The 23,469-nt window shown below is 68.9% G+C and carries 21 protein-coding genes; 11 read left to right on the top strand and 10 right to left on the bottom strand.

Annotated features, from left to right (window positions below):
- The first annotated feature begins 68 nt into the window (after window positions 1–68).
- Window positions 69–470 carry a hypothetical protein gene (locus FBT69_11455; protein ID MDL1905408.1) on the top strand — a complete coding sequence of 134 codons (402 nt, stop codon included), beginning with the start codon at window positions 69–71 and terminating at the stop codon, window positions 468–470.
- A 2-nt stretch (window positions 471–472) separates the two neighbouring features.
- Here FBT69_11455 and FBT69_11450 read toward each other — a convergent pair whose 3' ends face one another.
- Window positions 473–895, bottom strand: a complete 423-nt coding sequence (locus FBT69_11450; protein MDL1905407.1) for a hypothetical protein — start codon at window positions 893–895, stop codon at window positions 473–475.
- A gap of 14 nt (window positions 896–909) precedes the next feature.
- Window positions 910–1,938: a peptide chain release factor 2 gene (locus FBT69_11445; protein ID MDL1905406.1), complete on the bottom strand. Its 1,029-nt coding sequence runs from the start codon at window positions 1,936–1,938 to the stop codon at window positions 910–912.
- Between the two features lie 263 nt (window positions 1,939–2,201).
- Here FBT69_11445 and FBT69_11440 point away from each other — a divergent pair, with 263 nt between their 5' ends.
- Genes FBT69_11440 through FBT69_11420 form a run of 5 tightly spaced genes read left to right on the top strand, consistent with a single transcriptional unit; the run spans window position 2,202 to window position 5,707 of the window.
- Window positions 2,202–3,428 (top strand): hypothetical protein, encoded by a 1,227-nt coding sequence (locus tag FBT69_11440; GenBank protein ID MDL1905405.1) that lies wholly within the window; start codon window positions 2,202–2,204, stop codon window positions 3,426–3,428.
- A gap of 56 nt (window positions 3,429–3,484) precedes the next feature.
- On the top strand, window positions 3,485–4,066 hold the full coding sequence (locus FBT69_11435) for a sigma-70 family RNA polymerase sigma factor (GenBank protein ID MDL1905404.1): 582 nt from the start codon (window positions 3,485–3,487) through the stop codon (window positions 4,064–4,066).
- Window positions 4,063–4,581: a hypothetical protein gene (locus FBT69_11430; GenBank protein ID MDL1905403.1), complete on the top strand. Its 519-nt coding sequence runs from the start codon at window positions 4,063–4,065 to the stop codon at window positions 4,579–4,581. Before FBT69_11435 ends, FBT69_11430 begins: the two co-directional genes overlap by 4 nt.
- 32 nt (window positions 4,582–4,613) lie before the next feature.
- Window positions 4,614–4,889 carry a hypothetical protein gene (locus FBT69_11425; protein MDL1905402.1) on the top strand — a complete coding sequence of 92 codons (276 nt, stop codon included), beginning with the start codon at window positions 4,614–4,616 and terminating at the stop codon, window positions 4,887–4,889.
- A 20-nt stretch (window positions 4,890–4,909) separates the two neighbouring features.
- Window positions 4,910–5,707: an SDR family oxidoreductase gene (locus FBT69_11420; GenBank protein MDL1905401.1), complete on the top strand. Its 798-nt coding sequence runs from the start codon at window positions 4,910–4,912 to the stop codon at window positions 5,705–5,707.
- A gap of 3 nt (window positions 5,708–5,710) precedes the next feature.
- Here the strand turns inward: FBT69_11420 and FBT69_11415 are convergent, their stop codons facing one another.
- A complete protein-coding gene (locus FBT69_11415) occupies window positions 5,711–7,426 on the bottom strand; it encodes a hypothetical protein (GenBank protein ID MDL1905400.1) in 1,716 nt (571 codons plus the stop codon).
- Between the two features lie 280 nt (window positions 7,427–7,706).
- Between FBT69_11415 and FBT69_11410 the strand changes: the two genes are divergently transcribed.
- On the top strand, window positions 7,707–8,111 hold the full coding sequence (locus tag FBT69_11410; GenBank protein ID MDL1905399.1) for a hypothetical protein: 405 nt from the start codon (window positions 7,707–7,709) through the stop codon (window positions 8,109–8,111).
- On the opposite strand, the gene FBT69_11405 is transcribed toward FBT69_11410, so the two are convergent.
- The 5 genes from FBT69_11405 to FBT69_11385 form a co-directional block, all read right to left on the bottom strand.
- Window positions 8,074–10,245, bottom strand: a complete 2,172-nt coding sequence (locus FBT69_11405; protein ID MDL1905398.1) for a M20/M25/M40 family metallo-hydrolase — start codon at window positions 10,243–10,245, stop codon at window positions 8,074–8,076. The genes FBT69_11410 and FBT69_11405 overlap by 38 nt on opposite strands.
- Window positions 10,246–10,449: 204 nt before the next feature.
- Window positions 10,450–11,196, bottom strand: a complete 747-nt coding sequence (locus FBT69_11400; protein MDL1905397.1) for a hypothetical protein — start codon at window positions 11,194–11,196, stop codon at window positions 10,450–10,452.
- A gap of 569 nt (window positions 11,197–11,765) precedes the next feature.
- Entirely contained in the window at window positions 11,766–12,854 is a 1,089-nt protein-coding gene (locus tag FBT69_11395) for a DNA methyltransferase (protein MDL1905396.1), read from the bottom strand.
- On the bottom strand, window positions 12,851–13,678 hold the full coding sequence (locus tag FBT69_11390; GenBank protein MDL1905395.1) for a hypothetical protein: 828 nt from the start codon (window positions 13,676–13,678) through the stop codon (window positions 12,851–12,853). Before FBT69_11390 ends, FBT69_11395 begins: the two co-directional genes overlap by 4 nt.
- A gap of 141 nt (window positions 13,679–13,819) precedes the next feature.
- Window positions 13,820–15,625 (bottom strand): carbon starvation protein A, encoded by a 1,806-nt coding sequence (locus FBT69_11385; GenBank protein ID MDL1905394.1) that lies wholly within the window; start codon window positions 15,623–15,625, stop codon window positions 13,820–13,822.
- Window positions 15,626–15,792: 167 nt separating this feature from the next.
- Here FBT69_11385 and FBT69_11380 point away from each other — a divergent pair, with 167 nt between their 5' ends.
- The 3 genes from FBT69_11380 (at window position 15,793) to FBT69_11370 (ending at window position 21,104) form a co-directional block, all read left to right on the top strand.
- Entirely contained in the window at window positions 15,793–16,704 is a 912-nt protein-coding gene (locus FBT69_11380) for a pseudouridine-5'-phosphate glycosidase (protein ID MDL1905393.1), read from the top strand.
- Window positions 16,705–16,962: 258 nt separating this feature from the next.
- Window positions 16,963–19,047, top strand: coding sequence for a hypothetical protein (locus tag FBT69_11375; protein ID MDL1905392.1), 2,085 nt, complete (start codon window positions 16,963–16,965; stop codon window positions 19,045–19,047).
- Between the two features lie 116 nt (window positions 19,048–19,163).
- Complete coding sequence (locus tag FBT69_11370) at window positions 19,164–21,104, top strand: hypothetical protein (protein ID MDL1905391.1); 1,941 nt, start codon at window positions 19,164–19,166, stop codon at window positions 21,102–21,104.
- A 6-nt stretch (window positions 21,105–21,110) separates the two neighbouring features.
- Here the strand turns inward: FBT69_11370 and FBT69_11365 are convergent, their stop codons facing one another.
- Window positions 21,111–22,085 (bottom strand): iron ABC transporter permease, encoded by a 975-nt coding sequence (locus FBT69_11365; protein ID MDL1905390.1) that lies wholly within the window; start codon window positions 22,083–22,085, stop codon window positions 21,111–21,113.
- A 93-nt stretch (window positions 22,086–22,178) separates the two neighbouring features.
- Here FBT69_11365 and FBT69_11360 point away from each other — a divergent pair, with 93 nt between their 5' ends.
- On the top strand, window positions 22,179–22,631 hold the full coding sequence (locus FBT69_11360; protein MDL1905389.1) for a F0F1 ATP synthase subunit epsilon: 453 nt from the start codon (window positions 22,179–22,181) through the stop codon (window positions 22,629–22,631).
- Here the strand turns inward: FBT69_11360 and FBT69_11355 are convergent.
- Entirely contained in the window at window positions 22,628–23,422 is a 795-nt protein-coding gene (locus FBT69_11355; GenBank protein ID MDL1905388.1) for a hypothetical protein, read from the bottom strand. The genes FBT69_11360 and FBT69_11355 overlap by 4 nt on opposite strands.
- Window positions 23,423–23,469 lie beyond the last annotated feature (47 nt).

The raw sequence follows: 23,469 nt of genomic DNA, 5'->3' as shown, positions 1-23,469 counted from the left end.
TCGCTCTTTGTCGTGGCTTCCCCTGCCGTGCGCGTCGCGTTGCGGCCTCGCTCCTATCATCTCAACGCATGGCCCGCGATCCGAGCGAGTCCGACAGCGTCATCATCATCGGCCCCGGCATCGACTCCGAACGCCTCCCCGATGAGCCGTGCCGCGCCGACCCAGCCGCGTTCTCCTTTGCCGCCGACGAGGAGCACAATCGCCGCGAGGGCCGGCGCCTGCTGCTCCGGCTCATCGTCGCGTTCGGCCTCGTGATCCTGCTCGGCTTCGTCTGCTTCGTTGTGCTGCCGGGCTTCGGCGTCCACCTGCCGCCGATCGTGCCGCTCGCCGCTTTCGCCGCGATCGTGCTCGGTTCACTGCTCACCGCAAAGGCCGAGGGCCACTTCCCCCCGCCGCAACGAAAGCCTGACGACGACGGCCGCCCCATCGGGTGCTGCCCAGGCCCTCGCCCGCCGCGCAGCCTGCGATAGCCCTACGGCCGCGCCGTCACGAACACGAGCACCGCGGCGAACGCGATCGCCATCAGCAGCAGCGCGACCAGCCACAGCCCCGCTGTCCGCGCTTCGACCGCGAGGGACCGCCCGACCGCCGCCTGCCGGATCGAACTCAGCGTCAGCAAAGCCCCGCACGCCGGACACGCCGAGCCGGCTTCGCCGTGCAATCGTAGACGGCACTCTGGGCACTCCGCGCCGTGCTTCGCAAGATACTCCACGAGCCAACGGCGCTCGGCGTCCGGGTCGGCGGACGGCACGGCATCGACACGCAGGCTGAGCCGCAGCACGACGCCGCACTCGGGGCACTTCGGAGCCGCAATGCCGCGAAGCGAGTACCTGCACCGCGGGCAGGGCACGTCGCGATCCGCAAGAAACGCGATCAGCATTTCTTCGCGCGTCATGCCGACTCCTGCTTCTACGCCCCCACCCCCGCCCTCTCCTTCTCAGCCCGCCGCCGCTTCAGTTCCGCATCCACGAACGGCTCCAGATACCCCTGCAGCACCTTCTCGTAGTTGCTCTCCTCGTAGCCGGTCCGGTGGTCCTTCACACGGTTGTCGTAGAACACGTAGCTGCGGATCTGCGTCCCCCAGCCGCGGCCCATCTCCGCGCCCTTGGCCTCAGCCAGCTCACGCTCGCGCTTCTCTTCCTCGAGTTGCTCCAGTTTCGCCGTCAGCAGCGTCATGGCCTGATGCTTGTTCTGCGGCTGGTCACGGTAGGTGCTTGCCACCACCATGATCCCCGTCGGCTTGTGCACGATGCGGCACGCCGACGCCACCTTGTTGACGTTCTGCCCGCCCGGGCCGCTGGATCGCGCGAAGTACGTGATATCGAGGTCCTTGTCCGGGATTTCCAGCGCAACATCCTCGAACTCGGGCGTCACGTCCACGCTCGCGAAACTCGTCTGCCGCTTGCCCTGCGAGTTGAACGGCGACACCCGCGCCAGCCGGTGCGTCCCCCGCTCGCAACTCAGGTATCCGAACGCGTACGGCCCTTTCACGTGCAGCGTCACGTGGTCGATCCCAACCTCCGTGCCGAACGTCTTGGAAATCTCTTCGAGTTTCCATCCCATCCGTTCGCAGTAGTAGATGTACATCCGCAGCAGCATCTCGGCCCAGTCGTTGGCCTCGGTGCCGCCGTCGCCGGCCGAGATGGTCAGGTAGCAGTTCCGATGGTCGTGCTTGCCCGAGAGCAGCGACTGCAGCTCGACCTGCTCCATTCGCCCGACCAGGCCGTGCAACGACTCGTCGGCCTCGGCGAGCAGGTCCTTGTCGCCCGACTCCTTCGCCATCTCGTACGCGAGTCTCGCGTTCTCGAAGTCCTCAACGATCGACTTGAGCGGGTCCGTCTGGGCCTTGAGCAGTTTCAGTTCCGCCACCGTGGCCTTCGCGGCCTCCGGGGCGTCCCAGAAACCCGGCTCGCCCATCTTCGTCTCAAGTTCCGCCAGCCTGCGGCGTTTGGACTCGTAGTTAAAGAGAGTCGCGGATGGTTACGATCCGCGCCTCAAGGTCGTCGATCACGGGCTGGTGGGCGTCGAAGTGCATGGCGGCTCCTGCTCGGACGGGACTCTAGGCCGACCGCCGGCCTGCTTCGCCCGATCCGGCAACCCCGCACGACCGGGCCGATATTCTTGTCAGACCGCGCCGAACTCCCACCCCGGCGGCGTTCATGCTCCACGAACGGCCACGGCCGCTCGACAAGGAGACCGCCATGCCGACGAACCATGCCCGGATGCGCCCGTTCGCCCTTGCGACCGTCGCTCTGACTTGCGCCACGCCCCTCCTGACCGCCCAGTCCGTCCCGAGTACCCAGCCGGAGCCTGGCTCCGTGCAAGCGAGACAGAACCTCACGCAGGCGGCCGCGTCACGCACCCAGGACACCTCTCCCCTTCTCACGCTCCGGTTCCCCGGCGGCTCGCTGCCCGAGTATGCCCAGGCCGTGAAGTTGGCGTCCGAAGGCAGCCCGGTCAACGTCGTCATCCGCGGAGAGGCCGATGACGTTCGCATCCCGCAGGTGTTCCTCGAACGTGTCTCCGCGAGGTCCGCCCTCGAACTCGTGACCGGCTCCTACACCATCAACGATCTGCCTGTTCGAGTGGACCTGTCGATTCCCGGTGCGTTCCCCAACGCCTTCACGGGACCGGGAGAACCGATCTACCTCATCGAAGTCCGACGGGAGACCGGCCGACGGACGCTCCAGACCGGCCGTCTCATGCCAGCGGAGACCCTCGTGGTCTCGATCCGCGACCTGATCACGCCACTGCCGGGCGAACCTGCGGATTCGCCCCTGCCGCGCGAGGCCGTGCTCACCGCGATCGAGACCGCGCTCACCACGGCCACCCCCGACGCCGATCCAGCCGTCCGCTTCCACGAGGATACGGGTCTTGTCATCATGAACGCGCCGCCGGTCGCGCTCGGGGCGGCACAGAGCGCGATCAACGCCATCAGCGCGGACCTTGCCCGCCGGCGCGAGATCGTCAAGTCGCAGTTGTCCCGCTCGATGGCAGACGCTGCCAGACTCGAGATGGAACTCACCGATGCGCGGGCGAACTTCGAGCTGCAATCGATCGGGATCGAGCGTGCAAAGCAGCGTGTCGCCGTTGCCGAGCAGGAACTCAACGAACGCAGGAAACTGGCCGAGCAGTCGGCGATTCCTCCCTCGGACCTTCGGGAGAGCGAGGAACGGCTCGCGGAAGCGGTCACGATGATGCGTGCGGCAGAGGTCGAGCGCGAGCGTGCCGCCCATCGCATGACGGCGATGCAGTCGATGCTCGAGACCGCGCGGGCGCCGTCGCAGGGTGCGGGAACCGATCCGGCCGCGCGGCTCGCCGCCGAGAACCTGTCGCTGCGAGAGCGTGTTGCCGCGCTCGAAGCCGAACTCAAGGCCATGCGCGAGGAGATCGCCCGGCTCCGAGGCCGGGCCGGAGGGGGACGCTGACCGCATCGCTCGCCATCGCCGCAGCCCGGCCCGCCCGCGTGGAACCCACGCCGTCCATGCCGCGTCCAGCGCCCGCCGCGCTCGCCCCATCCGAGCGCGGCGACGCCACACGCGATCTGACAGCCGCCATTTCCAGGGGCGACGGTTCCGCCCTCGCCTGCTTCTACGAAGCCTGGTTCGATCGCGCCTTTGACGCCGCCCGATCCCTGACCGGCCGTGACGAGTCGTTCTGCCTCGACGTGGTCCAGGACGCGATGATCCGAGTCGCACGCCGCATCCCGACGCTGCCTGACGAACAGTCACTCGAACGCTGGTTCGTTCGAGTTGTGCGATCGGCCGCGCTCGACCGGCTGCGCCGCGAGAAGCGCCGCATCCTCCGTGAACGCTCACGCTCGCCTGCACCAGCGCCCGCTCGTCCCGACGAACTCTGCGAGGTGCTCGAACGGATCGACCGACTTCGCGCTGTCCTCGCCGGACTTCCCGCCGAAGATCGCTCGCTCATCGACGCTCGCTTCGGCCGGTCGCGCACGCTGCGCGAGTCCGGCGATCAGGCGGGCCTGACCGGTGATGCCGCCCACGGCCGCTTGCGGCGCATCCTCAACCGTTTACGCGACACCGCATCGGAGAAACACCCATGACCGCCGGCCCGACCGACAACACAGCGCTCAGTCCCGCTGGCCTCGCACGTCGCGACCGGATTCTCTCGCTAGCGCAGGGTGCCCTGCGCGCTCGCGTGCGCCGTCGCATCACAGTCCGGGCCGCACTCGCCGCGCTGCCACTGGCGGTAGCCATCGCGACAGGAGCCGTGCTCACGCGGCAGCAGCCGAAGCCAGCGCCACTGCCGATCGCTCATCGAGACTCGGAGGGAGCGTCCGAACCGCTCCTGCCCCCTGTCTCCCCGGGTTCCCGTGTTGAGATCGTTCGCTCCGACCCCAGCATCCTCCAGCGCACCGCGATTGTCGTCGCGCCTTCGCGCACCAAGACTCTTGACGACCGTGCCCTCGCGGATGCCCTCGCGCAGGCTGGTCTGCCGGCGGGCGTGATCCGCACACCCGATCGCGTCACCATCGCCCCGATCGTGCGCTCCGCGGCATTGCCCCCGCCCCTGCCGGGCGGCGATCCGGGCGCGCTCCCCGCCGCGCCGACCGGCTGACCCACCCCCGGCTATCGTCCCCCGTGCCGTACATGCCGGGAACCATCGCCATCGGCGTCTCGACCCAGACGCCCGCCCCGGCGCAGAGCGAAGCGGTGGCCTTCATCGCGCTCGCGGTCGTGCTCGTTGCCTCGTTGCTGGTCGTCATCGCGCTGGGCGCGTTCGCGTTGATCGTTTCTCGCCGTCGCCGCCTCGCGCGCGCGCAGGTCCCTTCCTCCCCCGACGAGCCGCCGATCGACGCCTGGGCAGAGGCGGGCCGGAGGGTTCCGCTCGAAGAAGGCCCCGCAACCGAACCCGGCTCCGACTGACGCGCACCCGAGGACCGAAGATGCCACGCTCCGATTCCGATACCGCCGGCGATCCGACCAGTTCGCTCGCGGATCGCCCCGTTGCACTCGTGACAGGCGGCGTGCGGCGGGTCGGGCTTGCGGTTGCGCACGCCCTCGCCGATGCCGGCTGCGACCTGATCGTCACCTGGCGCAGCGACGCGGACGCCGCGCGCAAGGCCGCCGCGCTTCTGCACAAGGCAGGCGCCAGCGTCCGTCTCGAACGCCTCGATCTTGAAGACCTCGCCTCGGTTGCCGCGCTCGGCGAGATGCTCGCCGTCGAACTCAAGCGCCTGGACGTGATCGTCCACAACGCCTCGGTGTACGGCCCCACGCCGCTTGCCCGCATCACCTCCGAGGCGATCTCGCGCCACTTCCGCGTGAATGCGCTCTCGCCGCTCTTGCTCTCTTCGCGTCTGGCGGGCCGCCTCGCCGAGTCACCGCGACCCGGCGGCGGCTCGATCGTCGCCATGCTGGACATCCACTCGCTGGGCCGCCCACGACGCGGGTACTCGGCGTACTCCATGTCCAAGGCCGCCCTCGCCGAGATGGTCCAGAGCCTCGCCCGCGAACTCGCCCCGCGCGTTCGGGTCAACGGGGTCGCGCCCGGCGTCGTCGCGTGGCCCGAGTCAGGCGCCGAGGCCGACCCGGAGGCACAGAAGGCCTACCTCAAGCGTGTCCCGCTCGCTCGCGCCGGCACGCCGCAGGACGCAGCCGAGGCGGTGCGCTGGCTCGCCCTCGACGCGCACTATGTCACGGGCGAGATCGTCCGTGTCGACGGCGGGCGCTGGGTCGCCTGAGGCTCATCCGCCGCAGCCAGCCGTCCACGAGTTCAGGAACGCGAGCACGTCCAGCGTGTTCACTTCTCCGTCCATGTTCAGGTCCGCCCGCTCGTCCCCGTTCACCCATGCGTTGAGGAAAGCCAGCACGTCCAGCGTGTTCACGTCTCCATCGCAGTTCCAGTCCGCGGGGCAGTCGGGCGACGGACAATCGACGCCGAGGATCGTGAACGGGCCGGGCGTCACCGCAGAAGCGGGAGGGTTCGTCGCCAGCGTGAACCGCAGGTGTGCGTTCGTCGTCGAGGGGAGCGACGCGGGCAGCAGCCACTGGAACCGTCCGTTGCTCGGCACGCCCGCCGCGACTTCGCTCCAGGGACCGTTCGGGCCGGCGGTCGAGAGCTCGATCGTCATGGTCGGCATCCCGCCGACACGGTCGCCCTCCGGAATGGCCGCGTGCCAGCGCACAAACCGAGTCTGACCCGCGATGAACGTTTGCCCGCCGCGCGGATAGACCGGATGCACCCACGCCTGCTCCGGCGCCGAGGCGTTCGCATAGAACCGCGGGCGGTTCGTGCCTCCGGTCCACCAGTGGCAGTTCTCCTCCGCCACCGTCACGATGTCCGGGTAGCCGTTATGGTCGGCATCCGCGCCGGTCCGCAGCGCGGCCGCGTTCCCGCATCCTTCCGGCGTCACGATCTGCGCGAAGAGCGACCACCCGCCGCTCCCGTCCCGTCCGTAGATGTCCACCTGCCCCGGCCGATAGGCGATGACCTCGCCCGAGCCGTCCAAGTCCATGTCCGCGATCTGGGTGCGGTGGTACGACACGCCGATGGAGGAGAGGTTGCCTGACAGATTCTGCCACTGCCCGGGCGCGATCATCTTCCAGACGTGCAGCGCGCCTGACGAAGTCCACGCGATCTCCTCGCGCTCGTCCCCGTCGACGTCGCCGATCGACAGTCCGGAACGCCACGGTCCGCCGCCGAGATTCCCGTCCGCGAGCACGAACGCCCCGGTCCCGTCGCCGAGATACACGGTCCCCGCTCCGTGCGAGGCCGCGAAGTCGGCGTTACCGTCGGCGTTGAAGTCGCCGAAATGGAACTCCATCGACGAGTTGCCGCCGAGAAACCCGAACGTGCGCGGCCACGTCCCGTCGCCGTTGTTTCGGTGCACGTGGACGCCGTCGCAGCAGCCGAATGCGACCGATCCGACGTCGAGCAAACCGTCGTTGTCGATGTCGGCGAGATCGGTCGAGAACATGCCCCACGATTGGCCGTGCTGGCCAAGCCCGTCGTCCCACGGCGTCCAGTTCCGCCCCGTGCCGTCGCCGAGCGCAACCTCGAGCACCTGGTTGCCGAAGTCGTTCGAGGACCAGTCGTGATGCATGCCGTACGCGGCGTCCAGCAGTCCGTCGTTGTTCACGTCGGCGATCGATATGCCTCCGTAGCCGAAGTATCCGGTCTGGTAGTGCGACCAGACGCCAAGCCCGTTGCCGAACCAGACCATGATGCCGGACTGGTTGCTGTTGACGAATGGGCTGCCGTGATCACCGATGGACACCAGGTCGAGGTGCCCGTCGCCGTTCAGGTCGGCGAACTCGAACTCCGTCCGGCCGCCCTCCATGCCGGGGAGGTGAAGCCCGGTCGAGCGATCAACGAACGACAGCGACACCGTCTGGGCCGCCGCCGCGTGCACGGAGATCGCAACCCAGATCGCCGGCATCAGCCCTTGTGCTCCGTTCATCGCACGCTCCTCCTCGCTCGCCTCAGTGTTTGCTGCTCGCAGAGTATCGCGCACCTCACCGTGATGCAATGCGCACCCCGCCGCCGCAGATGAGCTGCCCCGGCCCGGTGCACGTGTTGTCTCATTTCCGATCCACTACCGCCCTGCCGACCTGCGGCCTGTCGCTCTCGTTTCCCTCCGCCACGCGGCCCTGCACTCGGGGCAGACGGTGCAGCCGTCGTCGTCTTCCGGCACTCCCGCCAGCGGGTAGTCGCACGAAGCGCACGCGCCAGCGCCGACAATGAAGCGCGCGATCTCCGACGCGAAGAACCGCCGTGCCAGGAAGGCCATTGCCAACGGGCCGGGCAAGCCCACGGCTGCGCCGCTCAGCATTGCGAGCGTGATTCTGGACGGAGTCAGACCTGGGGGGGAACCGAGAATCGTGCCCGTCACCAACGGCACGATCAATGCCGGCAGGAAGACGGCCGGCAAGGCAAGCACGAGAACGATCACCGCTGATCGCCGCGCCCTCGGCGAACGCTGCAGCGCGGCGTGCATCCGCCACCGCTCCTTCGCTGTCGTCGCCGACCGACGAATCAACGGCACCCGCCTGCTCCGGTCGTCCCTGACAGAAGCCGGCGCGAGCAGCCTGCATGGCGTCGCACGCTTCATTCGCCTGAATGCAGCGAAGCCGGAACGGCCCTGAGCATTTTGACCACAGCCTTCAACCTCGCCACCTCCCGCCGCACCGCCTCGGCATCCCCGTCCTCCACCGCGCGCCGCAGGCCGGGCAGCGGCCAGGAGCCGTACCCGCTGTCCGGGTCCGTCGCGATGTACAGGCTCTTGTACCAGGGCCGGTCGGCCAGGCCCGCCCCGTCCGACCATGCACGCTGCGCCGCGAACAACGCCGCGTTCGCGCGCGCGAGGTCGTCGCCGGTCAGCCTCCCTTCCGCCATCGCGGCCTCCATCGCATCCAGCGCCCGCACCAGCGCGCCCTCGCACTCTGCCGCCGCGGCGTCCAGCGCGGCCAGCTCCGCAGCCACCGCTCCCCCCCCTTCCGCCCTCCCACTCTCGGCCGCCGGCCCCGCGAACACGCCCGTCTCCACGCCGCGCTTCGTGATCTCCCGCAGGTGCCGGCGCAGGCTCGACACGCCCGCCGCGGGGTCCAGCGGCAGCAGGGGCGCGTCCGCGAGCCTGGCCGTCGTCGCCACGGTCATCCGCGCGATCATCAGCGCAGGCTCGTAATCCTCGCCTACGACGTGGCGGTACCACCGCAGCGTGTCGTACGCCGTGTGGTAGTTCACCCCGGGGCTGCCCCCGCCCGAGAAACCCGCGCCCGCAACGCCCGCGTGCGCCACGAACGGCAGATGGTCGCTCCCGCCGCCGAGTTCGCCCATGCCCGGCTCACCCCCCGCGCCCCACGCTTCAAACACGGATCGTTCGGGGTCGCGCGCCTGCGGCACGGCCTTGGCCGCGCTCGCGATCACGCGCCGCAGGCTCGGCGTCGCCGCGGCCCCGAAGTTCGGCCCCATCGACGCCATGTCCAGGTTGATGTACGCGACGGCCCCACCCCCGCTCACGCCCTCCAGCCGATCGCGGTTCCCCTCCACCCACTCCGTCGAGCCGATCAGCCCGTGCTCTTCCGCGCCCCACGCCGCGAAGACGATGCTCCGCCGCGGCCGCTCGCCCGCCGCGGCGCGCTCGCTGAACGCTCTTGCCGCCTCCATGAGCGAGATCATCCCGCACATCGCGTCGGCCGCGCCGTGGCCCCACGCGTCGTGGTGGCACCCGATGACGACGAAGCGCTCAGGCTCTTCGCGTCCGCGCAGCGTCGCCAGCACGTTCGCTGATTCGACGATCCGCCGCTCCTGCTCGACCTTCACGCGCACGCGCAGCCCGTCGCCGCCGGTGACGCGGTACGGCAGCGGCAGCCCTCCCTGCCATCCCTGCGGCACGACATCGCCGCGCATGCGCCGCATGATCGTGTGGGCCGCGCCCCAGCCGATCGGCTGCACCGGGATGCGCGGCAGCGCGACCGCGTCCGGGTCCAGGCGCGGGGCGTCTCGCGTCGCCTCGACGCCCGGCGTGAGCGGGTCGCCGGGCGAGGCGAGCGTCACGATCGAGCCGCGCTGGATGCACGAGTCGTTGAGGTACCCGCCCTCGGGGTACATGAGGCCCTTGACGTACCCGTCGTCGGCGGGGTCGCTGTAGATGAGCAGCGCGGCCGCGCCCGCTTCCTCCGCGAACTTGGCCTTGAAGCCCCGGTAGTTCCCGCCGTAGCGCGCGATGACGACCTTGCCGGCGCAGTCCACGCCGAGCGCGGCCAGACGCTCGAAGTCCTCCCTGCGTCCGTAGTTCGCGTAGACGACCCCGCCGGTCGCCTCGCCGCTGCCCGAGTAGGCGTTCCACCCGAAGCCGACGGGGTCGGCGGCGGTGTCGGGGTCTTCGGGCAGGGGCGTCTCGCCGAGCGGGAGCAGCCCCCCCCCGATGACCTCGACCTCTGCCGCGATCGGCCGCGAGAGGTAGGCCCAGAAGCGGTGGACCTCGACCTCGAGGCCCATGTCGGCGAACGCCGCGGCGAGCGTGTCGATCGTCTCCCGGTCCCCCTCCATGCCCGCGACGTGCGGCCGCGACGCGAGCAGGTCGTGCCACGCCCACAGCCGCTCCGCATCCGGGATCGCGTTGAGCCGGGCCTCGTACGCCGCGAACCCATCGCGTTTGGCAGCGGGCCACCACGGCAGCTCGTCCACCGGCGCAAAGGCGGCCCGATCCTGTCGCGCGGCCGCGCCTCCGAGCGATCCGCAAAGCGCCGCCGCCGCGATCACGCTCATCACCCGCATCGCGTGCCTCCCATCCCACCCCCCGGCAGCACATTACCCCCGCGCCCCTCGCCCTGCGAGCCGCACCGGGCGTTCGTCGGGCCGCGCCCGCGCGGGGGATCGGCCCCCCCTGCGCGCCCCGCCCGATCCGGAAAGAAAAGCGGCGGCCCGCAGAACGCGAACCGCCGCCGTGATGCGTGTCACGCGGGTCACACCCGCCGCCGCTCAGCGACGCCGACGCAGCATGGGAAGGCCCAGCGCGAGGACGGCCAGGCCGCTCGGCGAAGGAACGTTACACACGTAGTAGTACAGGTTGCGGTGGAACTCGTCCGTGTTGTCGGTCCACAGGGGGTGCTCGCCGAAGAACGGCAGCGTCAGCCCGCCGAACACGACGTGGCCGGCGCCGTACGACTTCTCGGCCAGGATCACGTCCGGCCCGCTCGAGCCGAACATCAGGTCCGTCAGCCCGCTCCCGTACACGATGTCGTGCGCCAAGTAGTCGCCGTCGAAGAACCCGCCCGTCACGCCGAACGGACCCTGGTAGATCGGGTGGCTCGTGTCCACGGCGTTGCCGAAGTCGTGCGGGAAGTTGTTGTCAAGGAACACGCCGAAGCCGACGTCGAGCACCATCGGGGCCGATCCCCAGCGGGCCGCGTTGATGAGCATCTTGCCCCCGCCCGCGACGAAGGCCTCCATCGCCGCGCGGTTGGCGTTGACGAAGGCGTTGAACTCAGCGTCCGCGCCGTTGCCGCCGTCCATGATGATGCAGTCGTAGTTCGTGAAGATGCCGTTCCCGACCGCGGTCGGGAAGTCCAGCCGCGTCCACCCGCCGCCGCCGAACACGTCGTTCAACGCGTTCACGTTCCCGGGCATGCCCCACGGCTCGCCGCCGGTCCCGCTCACGTACGCCACCTGCGCGGAAGCGGCCATGCAGACCGATGCCGCCGCGCCCAACGCGATAAACCCTCTCATGCGTGTCTCTCCTTCGAAGTGTGAGGAACTTCTCTCTCCGGCCGACCCCTACAGGACCGACTCAGTCGCCCGCCATGCTACCACCCCCGTCCCGACCCGCCCAAGAAAAATCCCGGACTCCCACCCATTCCGCCATGACCGGCACACCCCCGGCCCCGACGCCCGACGACCTGAACAACGCCCCAACGAGCCTCGACGGTGCCTCAACGAGCCGCGACCGTGAGGGAGCGGGTTCCCCCTCTGATGTCCACTGTCCATTGTCCACTGCCCACTATCTCCCCCCGCCCCGAAGGGGCGGCGGGCTGTAGCCACGGGTGGAGCGGCGGCGCGGCGCAGCCCGCCGACGCGCAACCCGTGGGACCGGGTTCCCCTCATCTTCTCCCCGCCCCGAAGGAGCGGCGGAGCAGGGAACCGTCTGCAGCCCGGGAACACCACGCGATCGCGGGATATTCCCCTGCCCCTCGGGGGCAGGGTCGAGAAACACACCGCGCCATCTGTGGTCATGGATGACTGCACCCGCAAACTGATCGCCGAGGCGACAGGGTGGCGTGCCGTCAGTAAGCAGCGACTCAGGCGAACAACCCCATCTGCTCAGCCGGTGCGGCCTGCATTGGCGCCAGGCGGTCGGCCAAGCATTCGCGCGAGACCACGTACACGTACTCCTTGTTCTTCAGGTGACTGATCTTGCCGACCTTCTCCCCCTGCGGGTTGTAGATGCCGATCTGTGCGCCAACGTAACGCTTGAAATCGTTCTCGATGGTCGTGACCTTGCCCTCGCCGTTCCACATCGCCGCGAGCATGGATTCCATCGCCTCGCGGGACAGGTACCCTTCGTTGTTGAACGAGACAACCAGCACCGGGGCTCGCACGGCGGCGAGAAGCCGCCGCATCACGCCCGCAAACTGCGGTCGTGAGTTGAAGACACTCTGACGCCCCCGAACGTCCACACGCTTGCACGCGACGCCGTACACCTCGGGCTTGTCCCAGCGGACCAACGACTCCCAGACGTGGTAGTTGCCCAGGTACGAGTGCTGGTTGTACGGCGGGTCGATGTAGGCCACGTCGGCTTCGAGGAGTTTCGCCGCTTCGATCGCGTCGAGGCACGTGGCCTGCCCCTTGCCGTGCCTGGCGCGGGGCAACACCTCGGGGACACGCAACACCAGATCGTTGTAGGCACGTGGCGCCCAGTCCTTCAGGTACGCCATCTGAAGGCCCGTCGTAGAGTCCACCCGATCCGCAGCCTCCATGAGCGACACGAGCAGCACCGCTTCGAGCTCCGGTTCTAGCCCCTTCGCCGCGATGGCCTCGCGGATGGCATCGATGCGTTCTCCGTTCTTGGGCTGGAAGAAACGCGACTTCACGCAGAATGTCTCGGTGAAGTAGCCCGGTTCGCCCTTCATTGCGTTGAACTCGCGGACGAGCTTCTTGGCGTCATCGAGAACGTCTTCCGCATCGGCCTGCACATAACAGCGGGCGAGCGCGGCGGCGTAGGAGTTGTGGTCGTTCGACAGAACCCGGTAGCCGGCGGCCTTGAGCGCGTGCCCGACCCGGGACGTCCCCGAGAACAGGTCAATGACCGAATGAGCGTTCGCCGCTCGGCGGACGGCCTCGATAATCACCGGGATCAATGTGCGCTTGGAACCGATGTACTTGATCAACGAACGCTCCCTTGCTCGCGCGGCGTGCCTTCAAACAGCCACGACAGAAGGCCCGTGAGGAACCTGGTGTACTCCGTCGTCGTGCAGGCGTGCTCCATCGAGAACCACGCGAAGTTCTTCAGACGATCCGCCTGGACGTGAAAGTTGACGTGGTACTTGTTCCGGTAGCGGATGAACGCACCATTCGCCATGACCATGAGGCTGCACTTGGTGTAATGGGTCGCGACCTCCAGGTACTGCATGATCTGGAAGGAGAGCCGCTCGTGTGCGTTCCCGTCGATCTGCCTCCCGGCGCTTGACTTGGCCGTCTTGTACTCCAGCAGGATCTTCTCGCGCAGTACGCCACCGTCCACAAGGACGACCGTGTCATCAAACTTCGTGGTCAGCCCGTTATAGATGGTCGGATACCGCGGACCTGCGTAGGGACCGGCTTCCGGCGCGTACTTGCGCACAGCTTCGACCTCGGTCGGAAATGCTGCGATCAGGTCAGTGACGCCAAAGACCACCTCAAGCCATCGCGATTGCTCGGCATTCGGATTCGTCACGCCGTCCGACGCCGAGGTGGGAACGAACACGGACCTTGTGCCGACGGTCAACTTGGCGTACCGGCGCGAGCGGGCCCCCGCGACGACCGAAACCGTGGCCCCGCCGGCCTCCGCAAGACCTCGGATCGAGAGCCACAGCCGGGCGATGAGTCGCTCGAAATCCTCGCCTTCCCGTCGCGCCCCCGTGCCTGTGTTGGCGATGCTCTCGGAGGCCTCGAAGGCTTCCATGCTCGCCGCGAGCGCTCGGACTTCGGAACTCAGCGGTGGCGCAGTCGGCATCGTTTCGAGTGTACGTCGATCAACTAGCGGCTGCACAGGCTCGGGGAAGTCCTGCTAACCTGGACTTGACTTCATCTCCGTTCCATGCTGGATGCCAGACTTCGTGGCTTCGACCTAGCCAGCACGGCCGGTTGAACTGCACTACATTCTCTCTCCCACCATCGCTCTCGCCCTCCCCCTCCCCACCACCCCCACCGCCTCCGCCACGATCCATACCTCCAGCCCCAGCATCAGCACGCTGACCACGAGCAGGTGCGCCTTGGCGGTGCCCGCGGCGTAGAAGCCGACGATCAGTTCCGCGATCGCCCAGCCCGTCATGGCCAGCATGAAGACCATCGGCACGGCCGTCACCCACGCCGGCCGCCGCCGGCCCACCAGCCAGACTGTTACCACCAGCAGCGCCAGTCCGCCGAGCAACTGGTTCGTCGCCCCGAAGACGGGCCAGAGGACGAGGCCCCCCATGCCCGCTCCCTCCCAGCCGCGCGCGGGCACATCGCTCAGGGCGAGCACGCCCGCCGAGACGACGGCCAGCGTCGTCGCCCCCCAGCGGTTGGCGAGCAGGGGCACGCGCACCGAGGCCGCGCCGGTTTCCTTCCCCCCCCCGAAGAGCTCCATGAGCACGTACCGCTGGAGCCTGCACGCCGAGTCGAGCGTCGTGGCGGCGAAGGAGGCGACAAAGACGCCCATGATCGCCACCGCCAGGGCGTGGCTGACGCCGATCGTCTCGATCATGTTCGCCGAGCCGACGACGAAGGGGGCGAGGTTCGCCCCCAGCCCCTTGTCCCCCCCCCAGACGGCGTAGTGGTGCAGCCACGCCTCGCGCCCCGTCAGCCCGCCCGCCGTCCCCAGCCCGATCCCCGCCACGCACGCGAGGATCACCAGCACGGCCAGGAACCCCTCGGTCAGCATCGCGCCGTAGCCGACGTACTGGGCGTCGGCCTCGCTGCGCAGCTGCCGACTCGCGCACCCGGATGCCACGAGGCAGTGGAAGCCGCTGATCGCCCCGCACGCGATCGTTACGAACAGGAACGGCAGGAAGCCCGGCACCTTCGCGCCCTCGGCGGCCGGGGCGGGCGTGAAGTTCACCGCGTCCGCGACGATCTCGGGGCGCGACGCCGCGAGGCCGACGCCGAGCAGCCCCATCGCGATCAGGAGTTGCCAGGCGTTGATGAAGTCGCGCGGCTGGAGGAGCGTCTGCACGGGCAGCACGCTGGCGACGAAGATATAAACAAGAAGCAGGAGCGTCCAGAACGCGACCGGCGAGATGACGGCCGTAAGCGCGGCCGGGAGCATCGCGACGCCCTCGGCGTTGTCCGGCGTCGCCCACGGGATGGAGGCCGACCACGCGATCGTGCCGTACATGAGTCCGACGGCGATGAGCGTGCCGAGGATGAGGTTGCCGCCGCGACGCACCCACAGCCCCAGACCGACGGCGATGGGGATCTGCGTCCAGACCGGGATGACGCTCGATGGATATAACTTGAAGACCGTCGCGATGACCAGGCCGAAGACCGCCAGCACGATCCACAGCCCGACCACCACAACCAGAAGGAAGAGCAGCCGCACGCGGGCGTTCACGACCGTGCCCGCGAGGTCCGCGATCGTTCGCCCGCGGTTGCGCATGGAGACGATCAGCGAGCCGAAGTCGTGGACGGCTCCCATGACGATCGACCCCACGAGCACCCAGACCAGCGCGGGCACCCACCCCCAGACCACTGCGATCGCCGGGCCGACGATCGGGCCGGTGCCGGCGATGCTGGTGAAGTGGTGGCCGAAAACGATGTCGCGGTGGCTGGGAACATAGTCGATGCCGTCGTTGAGCTCGACCGAAGGGGCGGTCCGCTCCGGCTCGACCCGGAAGATGCGTCGGGCGAGGTAGCGGCCGTAGGTGTGGTACGCCACGAGATAGAGAACAAACGCCCCGGCCGCGATGATGACGGTGGCCATCGGGAACTCCGGGGTCGGCCGCCGGGTCTCCCCTGACGCAGCCGCCCGGTCGCCATGATACTGGCGGGAAGGGGCTTTGCGCGGCAGTCCGGAGCGGTTAGACTCAAGGGATTCCGCCCGGTACTCACTCACCCCCCACTCACCCCGACGCGCATCCCCACTCACACATGCCGCCACACCTGTTGAATCGTGCGGGGCCGAGGAGCGTGGCACTCGAAACCACGCTGCTGGCGCACGGGGTGCCGCGCGGCGAGGGGCTGGACCTCGCCGAACGGCTCGCCGAGATCGTCCGCGAGCAGGGTGCGGAGCCGGCGTTCGTCGGTGTCTATGCGGGCGTGCCGACTGTCGGCCTCACCGATGCCGAGTTGTCCGAACTCCTCGCCGCCGACGACGTGCCGAAACTGAACACGGGCAACCTCGGCCTCGCCCTGCACCGCGGAACGCACGGCGCAACCACCGTGAGCACGACGCTCGAACTGGCGGCGGCCGCGGGTGTGCGAGTCTTCGCCACCGGCGGCATCGGCGGTGTGCACCACGGGTACCACATGCTGCCCGACGTATCGTCTGACCTGCACGCGCTCGCACGCCATCCTGTCGCCGTCGTGGCGAGCGGTGTCAAGTCCATCCTCGACGTGCCCGCCACGCGCGAAGTGCTCGAAACGCTCGGCGTGCCCGTCGTCGGGTACGGAACGGACCGCTTCCCCGCGTTCTACATGCGCGACGGCGGCACGAGCGTGGACGGGCGATTCGACTCGGAGGACGATCTCGCCGCGTTCCTGGTCGCGGAGTTGCCCCGACGCGCGTGCGCCGTGCTCGTCTGCAACCCCGTGCCGACCGAACTGGAGATCGCCCGGTCCGACTGGACACGCTGGATGGCCGCGGCGCAGAAACGGGCGGCTGGCGCGGGCGGCCGCTCCCTGACGCCTCTCATGCTCGAAGCACTCCACGTGGTCTCCGACGGAGCAACACTCCGGGCAAACCTTGGGCTGGTCGAGTCGAATGCCCGTCTCGCCGGTGCCTTGGCCTCGCGCATCGGCTTGCCGAGCAAAGCCTTGGGAACTTGGGCAAGCCAGGTTTGACCGAATCTTGGCGGGATTCCGGCCGCGCAAAATTTGTCCGTTTTGGTGCGTTCGCTACCATGCGCGGCACTTGACCGCCTGGCCTCGGGCGGGGGCACGCTGCCTCTCCCGATCGGCCTGATGCAGTCTTCGTACCGGGTCGTTGGGGGAGATCGAGAGACCCGCCGACCCCGCTCGCACAAATGCCCGCTGCCGCGCCGAGCGTCGGCGCACGCGGACGGACCAGAACGGCACACACGAACGAAGGAGCCAGAAGTCATGACCACGGCGAAACGGATCGCCACCGTCGTTGCGGCCTGCGGGATCGCGGGCGCGGCGTGCGCTCAGGACAGCATCTCCAAGCACAAGGCTCTTCCCGGCGACGCGCCGGGCGCATGGGAAACCGCCGAAACCTGCAACAACTTCGTCGTCGATCTCGTGGACCTCAGCGGCTCGTGGGGCACGAAGTTCAAGGCAGGCCCGCTCCTCAAGTCGCACAAGGCCCAGGCCAACTTCTTCAACAACCTGCTCAGTTCGCAGGCGATCAGCCGCGACCTGCGCACGGTGACCGGCTTCCCCGCCGGTTCGTACGCGGTCTGGACGCAGCCGGGCCAGGGGGTGCACGGCGTCAACAACGATGCACCGGGCAGCACCAGCCCGACCGGCGAGAGCTTCCAGTTCGCCGCCGCCTTCGCCGAGTTCGGCAGCACCTACAACGGCATCTCCTCGGCCGTGGTGAACTACAAGGGCGACGATCCGGCTCGGCTGTACGTCAAGGCCGTCCACGCCGCCTCGAACGGGACGTTCGATGGCGCGAACCTGTCGCAGTTCGGCCTCGGCGCCATCGACGCCCACGGCAACGTCGCCTTCCGCGGCGACGGCGTCGGCACCTCCGGTGCGACTCGTCTCACCGGCAACAACCTCTTCCGGGTCTCCTCGCTCGCACGCACGTGCGGCGTCCTGAACGTCATCGACAGCAACGGCGGTTCCGACGCAGGCACGACCGCCCACCTGCTCGTGAACTCCGCCGACACCTACAGCACGCCGGGCGTCATCCCGCAGAGCGTCGCCGGTCGGCCTCTGCTCATCGGCGCCAACTTCGTCCAGCAGTATGTGTACGAGTCCGCCGCGGGCATCCTCTCGTTCACGTCCTCGCACCTCCAGGGCGCTCCCGACCACCGGGGCACGGTCGGCTATTCCACGCGTTCGTGGTTCAATATCCCGGGGTCCGCGGGAACCGCCGGATTCCTGGTGCAGAGCGCGGCCAGCCGCACCGAGTCCCTCTCCATCCACAACGTGGATGCCAACGGCAACCCGCTCCTCCCGGGCGTCGTGCTGCTGAACCCCGCTTCGCGCACCGGAGGCGCTTCCGTCACCGACAACGACGACGGTTTCACCATCACCTCGGCGGGCGACTGGCTGTGGGGCAACACCCAGAGCCAAGTGCCCTTCCGCGGCGGCACGGGCCAGGTCGCCCTCACCGTGGACGCCCAGGGCAACAGGCTCGCCGCCGCGCAGGCCTACGACAACGTCACCGGCGGCATGCCCGACACGCCGACCAACGCCATCATCGTCGCCAGGTTCAACCCCTCGACCGGTCAGACCCAGTGGACGCTCGCCGCGTACTTCGACGCCATCGCGGCCAAGGGCAAGGTGATCAAGGACGGCCCGGGCGGCAACGCTGTCGGCCGCCTCGCCGGGCTGTACGAGGTCACCGGCGGTTCGCCGCTCGGTCCCTCGATCTCGTCGCCCTCCTTCGACTGCGCCGGCAACATCTACTTCATCGCCGCGGCCGAAATCTACGGCTCGTCCGGCTCCGACTTCGATGTCTGTCTCGTCCGGGCCGTTTACGATCCCGCCTCCTTCAAGTACGAGCTTGAACTCCTGATGACGACCGGGGACATCTTCGTCGGCGCGAACTCCGCGACGCCCTACATGATCACCTTCCTTTCGATCGCCGACAGCAACTCCATCGATTCCTCCACCATCTACTCCAGCAACGTCATGGAGGACTGCTGGGGCGCGATCTCGCCCGCCGACCTCGACGGCACGACCGACCCGCGCGCCCTCGGCGGCCTGATCGTCAACGCCCGCGTCACCTACGACAGCAACGGCGACGGGAACTTCGACAACACCAACGACGAGAACTACCGCGTCGCCTTCTTCATCGGCGCGGGCGCGGAAGTCGCCGATGCCTGCCCCGTGGACTGCAACGGCGACACCGTCGTCAACTCCCTCGACTTCATCTGCTTCCTCAACCTCTACGTCGTCCAGGATCCCAGGGCGGACTTCAACGGCGACACCGTCGTCAACTCCCTCGACTTCATCGCCTTCCTCAACGCCTACGTCGCCGGCTGCCCGTGATCCGGCGCGGCCCGAACGACCGACGCAAGCCCCCGTCGAAAGGCGGGGGTTCGTCTTTGCTCAACACACCGTATGATCGCCCGTGTCGAGGCTCGCGCGGGGGACGGAGCGTCGTGATGCGCAGACGGATGGCGTTCGTGCTGGGTCTGGCCCTGTTCTCTCCGTGCGCCCTCGGGCAGTGGGATCCGAACAACGGCCAGTGGCGTAAGTCCGACCCGACCCACGTGCGCGTGATGACCTGGAACGTCCGCGACGGCATCTGCTCCACTTCCGATCGCAAGAAGGAGCAGCACGGCAACTGGCACGCGCTCGTGTGCATCGTCGCCTCGCTCCGGCCCGACGTGCTCATCCTCCAGGAAACGGGCGACAACAGCGGCAACGGCACCGGCTCGGGCGTTGACTCCGTCGCCGCGCTCACCACCACCCTCGGTCTGTTCATGTACGGCGGCGCGGACCCGTTCGTCGGCGGGCAGGTCACGTCCTACGTCCAGAAGTACGCCCCGGACTTCGACCTGCCCCACGTCTTCGTCAGCTCCATCACCGACGGTTTCAACCGCAACGTCATCCTCAGCCGGTTCCCCTTCGCGGACCTGAACGGCGACGGCAAGTCCCTCTATGCCGACATCGCCTTCAAGCAGGCGGACGGGTGCTCGAACGCAGGCACCGGCGGCATCCGCGGGTTCCAGCACGCCGAGATCGACCTCCCCGACGGCGTCTACGCGGGCGACCTTGTCATCGGCAACAGCCACCTCAAGTCCGGCAGCACCCAGAACGACGTCGAGGACCGAGCCGTCGCGGCGGACAAGGCCGCGTATTACATCTACTACTGGTACGCCGGCGCGGGCACGGGCACCCCGGACCCGAACAACAAGATCTCCGACAGCCCGCCCGCAACCAGCGTGCTTTCCTCGAACACTCCCGTCATCTGGGGCGGCGATTGGAACGAGGACGAAACTAAGAACGGCGCGTACCGAGGCCCCGCCGCACGCATGGTGCAGGGCTGCTCCGCCGGAGGGTCCGACGGCACCGACCGCGACACCACCGACGCGACCTACGACGACGCGGCCGAGTTCTTCAGCGGGAACAGGAGCACCTTCTCCACCAGCAAACTCGACTACATCGCGTGGTGGGACAGCGTGGCCACGCCCGCGCGGATGGTGATCTTCAACTCGTCCCCGATCCCGAGCGGCAAGCACCCTCCCGAACTCCTCAACTATCCCAACCCCGTCCTCGCCAGCGGCGCGGCCTCGGACCACAGGCCTGTCATCGTCGATTTCATCCTTCCCCTCGCCGCCCAGGATGAACCCCGCGCGTTCGTGCTTCTCTCGCCGGAGGACGGCGCGAACGACGAGCCGCTCCGGCCGACGTTCTCCTGGTCCGATTCATTCGGCGCGACGAGTTACTCGCTCACCATCGCGGAGGATGCCGGTCTCGGCGACGTGATCTTCTCAGCGTCCGGCATCGGCGGCACGAGTTATCTTCTCCCGGCGGGCGTGCTCGACCATTCGACCCAGTACCACTGGGGCGTGACGGCCCACAACTCCGCGGGCGACACCGGCTCGACGCCCTTCTCACGCTCATTCACCACCGAGCCGGTTCCGCCGCCCGGTCCGTTCCTGCTCCAGTTCCCAGGCAACGGCGCGACCGGCATCTCGCGGCTTGCGATCCTGAGCTGGAACACCTCGTCGAACGCTGAAACGTACACCGTTCGGGTCGCCACCGATCCCGCCATGACGAACCTTATCGTGAGCGCGGCCGGATTGGCCGAGACAACGTACCAGTTGCAGCCGGGCCAGCTCCAGCCCTGCACCACGTACTACTGGGGCGTCACCGCGTTCAACGGCTCCGGGGATCGAGACTCGACGCCCTACCCCTCGGCGTTCGAGACGCACGGCATCGCCGACATGAACGGCGACGGCACGTACGACACCCTCGACTTCCTCGTCTTCCTGAACTTCTTCGCCGGCGGCCACCCCGAGGCCGACCTCAACCTCGACGGCAAGGTGGACACGCTCGACTTCCTCTTCTTCCTGAACAACTGGACCGCGGGCTGCTGAGCGCGCTCACGCCGCGCCTCGCTGCCCGCGGAGCAGCACGATCAGCGCGGGGCCGCCGATGATGGCGGTCAGCACGCCCAGCGGCATGCGCCCGCCCCCGAGGTCGATGAGCGCGATCGCGGCGTCGCCCGCGACGATCATCGCCGCCCCCGCGAGCGCGGAACCGATGACGAGGGTTCGATGGCCCGGCCCGGCCGCAAGACGCACCACGTGCGGGCAGACCAGCCCGACAAAGCCGATCGGCCCCGCGAGGTACACCGACGCCGCCGCCAGCACGCCCGACGCGGTGAAGAGCGCGAGCCGCAGCGCACCCAGCGGCACGCCCATCGTGCGGGCCTCGTCGTCGCTCGCGCTCGCGGCGTCCATCGCCGGCCCCCCCCACGCGCCGAGCGCGACCGCGGCGAGCGCGACCGCGCCGGTGGCGATCACCGACGCGCGGCTCACGTCGTCGCTGATCGCCCCGACGAGCCACCGGCCCGTCGCCTGGCCGCGGTCCGGCAGCAGGTACTGGACGAACATCGTGCCGCCCGCGCACATCACGCCGACGATCACGCCGACGAGGATCAGCGAGACCGGTTGGATGACGCCGCGCCGCTGGCCGAGCGCATAGACCACCGCGAGCGCGAGCAGCGCACCCGCCAGCGCGGCCGGCGCCTGGGCCAGACTCTGGTGCGCGACGCCGTGCCCGGCGAGGAACCCCGCGTAGACGGCGACCATCGCGCCGAGGCCCGCCCCGGACGCAAGCCCGAGCAGATCGGGCGAGGCGAGCGGGTTGCGCAGCAGCGACTGGAGCAGCACGCCCGCGACGGCGAGCGACGCCCCCACCACCACGCCGCACGCCGCCCGGTCCAGCCGCAGCGACCAGACGGCCTCGGAATCCGGCCAGGCCAGCCCGGTCGATCCGGCGCCGAGGCGGAAAGCGAGCGCCGCGAGCGCGAGCGCCGCGAGCACCGCGAGCGTTGCCCATTGTCGGGGTCGCATGACAGGTGGAGGGTATCGACCGGCGGACGCGGGCGGGGTCTATCATGGCGACCCGGCGTCGAGACCCCGCCGGGAGACCCAGACCGAACGGAGATGCGCGTGTCCAACACCTTCACCTGCCGCCTCGTGACGCCGACGCAGAAACTCGTCGACGAGGCCGTGACCTACGCCTCCGTCCCTGCCTGGGACGGCCTGTTCGGCGTCCTGCCGCGGCGCGCCCCGCTCATGGCGCGGCTCGGCCTGGGCGAACTCTCGCTCACCTTCCCGCAGTCCGGGTCCGCCGCGGGCGGAAGCCGGTCCTACCTCGTCGACGGAGGGTTCGTGCAGATGGCGGGCGACACGCTCACGGTCCTCGCCGACCGGGCGATCCCGACCGAGACGCTCACCGAGGCCGAGGCCCAGGCCGAACTCGCCGAGGCCGAAGCGCGGACCGTCCCCGCCGACGCCCCCGACCGCGAGGCCCAGTTGCAGCGCCTCCGCGCCGACAAGGCCCGTGCCCGTCTCAAACTGCGCCTGGCCCAGGCCGCCCGCGGTCGCGGCATCTAAGCCCGGCGGCGACGTGACGCGATGAGGGCAACCCACGCGAACGGCGCGATGACACCCGGCGCGGGGATCGGTCGAACCCGGAACTGGCTCTCGATGCAGGCATTGCCGGTGCCGTGCGACCACGGGAAGTGGCCGAACGTCGTGTTCCCTCCCGCCTGCTCCGAGAACGACTCCCAGTGCAGGATGTACGACCCCGGGTTGAGGATCCCGCTGAACGGGATCGTCTCGCTCCAGTTTCCCACGCCCATGATCGAGTGCCGGAACTCGTTGACAAGGTACGTTCCGCCCGACACGTCGAACAGCGACTGCTCCGCCCAGACCTGGCTGAACGACCCGTTGGCGTCCGACACCCCGCCCCAGCCCAGGTCCCACTCCCAGATCATCGGCGTCGAGACCGTGAAGTGGATGGTCGAACGCGCGAGCGCATCCGCGTTCTCCCACGTGTTGGGGCCGATGTTCGAGGCGTACACGGCGGCCGACGTGCAGGCCGTGAGATCGACCTGATTGAACGTGCCGAAGATGCCCGGGCTGGATGGGCCGTAAGCCGCGCCGTCCTTCGCCCACGCGTTCCCCTCGAACCCGTTGTGAAAGAGCCATCGATCCTCGTAGAGCAGCACGTCGTTGCCGGAGAAGTCCGTCTGTAGCCCGTTGTTGTTCGTCGAGTTCACCTCCATGACCACCTGGGCGCGGTGCTCGGCGTAGGTCAGCGTGGCCTGCCCGTGCGCGGCCCCGGCGACGAGGGCGAGGGCGGCGAGCGCGGCTGGGCGTCCGGCGATGGTGAGCGGCTGCATGGTCGTTGGTCCTCCGAGTGATGGTTGCGATGGGCGGCCGATCCGCC

The sequence above is a fragment of the Synechococcales cyanobacterium CNB genome, from assembly GCA_030263455.1.
In the GTDB taxonomy this organism is placed as follows: Bacteria; Planctomycetota; Phycisphaerae; order Phycisphaerales; family UBA1924; genus CAADGN01.
Note: the sequence above shows the minus strand (reverse complement) of the source record. Positions and strands in the feature narration are given on the sequence as shown.